General features: G+C 62.2%; 1 pseudogene. It reads left to right on the top strand.

Features of this window, described 5'->3' with window-relative positions:
- The first annotated feature begins 112 nt into the window (after positions 1-112).
- Positions 113-1,494: pseudogene (locus DH10_RS36145) on the top strand (IS1182 family transposase).
- Positions 1,495-1,583: the final 89 nt, after the last annotated feature.

Below are 1,583 nucleotides of genomic sequence, written 5' to 3'. Positions count from 1 at the left end.
CGCGCCCTCCCGCACGAGCGGGTTCGTTCAATGGCGGATTGTGTTGAAAAACTCCGGCTTGAAGCAGCTCTGAAGCACTGATTCAATCTCCTTGGTAAAGGAGATTGAGTCGATGATGGGCGAACCGACGGTGATGCAGGAGGCGCTGTTCTACGAGTTCAGCATCGAGCGTCACGTGCCTGCTGACCATCTGTTGCGCTCGATCGACCGCTTCGTCGACCTGTCGGGGCTGCGCTCGCATCTGCGGCCGTTCTACAGCGAGATCGGTAGGCCCTCGATCGATCCGGAACTGATGATCCGGATGCTAATCGTCGGCTACTGCTTCGGCATCCGTTCCGAGCGCCGGCTTTGCGAGGAAGTGCATCTGAATCTCGCCTATCGCTGGTTTTGCCGGCTTGGCCTGGAGGGTGATGTCCCCGATCATTCCATCTTCTCGAAGAACCGGCACGGCCGCTTTCGCGAGCGATCTGCTGCGCGAACTCTTCGAGACGACGGTGCGTCGTTGCATCGAAGAAGGTCTCGTCGGCAACGAGGGCTTCGCCGTCGATGCCAGCCTCATCAGGGCGGACGCGAACAAGCAGCGCTCTGCCGAGGGATCGGAGCAGGTCGACTGGGAGACGGATGGCGGCGACACGCCGCTCGGTACAGGAGTATCTCGACACGTTGGACGATGCCGCGTGGGGTGCAGCGAGCGAGGTGAAGCCGAAGTTCATATCGAGGTCCGACCCGGCGGCTCAGTGGACGGGAGCGATGAAGGGGCATGCCTTCTTCGCCTACGCCACCAACTATCTGATCGACCTGGATCACGCCGTCATCGTGGACGTCGAGGCAAGCCGCGCCATACGCCAGGCGGAAGTCGGCGCGGCACGCACCATGATCGATCGCGCCCAGGATCGCTTCGGCCTCTATCCGGAACGCCTGGCCGCCGACAGCGCGTACGGCTCGACCGAGATGTTGGGCTGGTTGGTGCACGAGCGCGGGATCGAGCCGCATATCCCGGTCTTCGACAAGTCGGAGCGTCGCGATGGGACCTTCGAGCGGGCAGAGTTCAGCTATGATCGCAAGCGCGATCTCTACACCTGTCCAGGCGGCAAGGAGCTCAGGCAGTATCGTCGGCGGTTCGCTTCACCCCGCGACGGTGTCGACGACGAGGGCTTCATGCGCTACCGCGCCAGCAAGCTCGACTGCGACGCCTGCGCCCTCAAGCCTCGATGCTGTCCGAACGGTCCAGCCCGCAAGATCCTACGCTCTATCCACGAGGGTGCGCGGGACATGGCCCGCGATATTGCCGCCACCGACGCCTATGTCACCTCGCGTCGCGAGAGGAAGAAGGTCGAGATGCTGTTTGCCCACCTCAAGCGCATCCTGAAGCTGGATCGCTTGCGACTACGAGGACCAAACGGTGCTCGAGACGAGTTCCATCTGGCAGCCACTGCCCAGAACCTCAGGAAACTCGCCAAGCTGATTCCGGTGCCGATGCCGAAACCGGCATGAGGCGGAAGGCGTCTGCTCACGACCTAACATCAGTCGATGTCGTGGCCGAGACGCGGCCGATTTTTTCAACATGGGGTAATGGGCAGCGG

Origin of the sequence: Mesorhizobium silamurunense, assembly GCF_014843825.1 — a bacterium.
Lineage (GTDB): Bacteria > Pseudomonadota > Alphaproteobacteria > Rhizobiales > Rhizobiaceae > Mesorhizobium > Mesorhizobium silamurunense.
The sequence above is the reverse complement of the archived record's forward strand: the minus strand, read 5'-3'. Positions and strand labels throughout refer to the sequence as shown.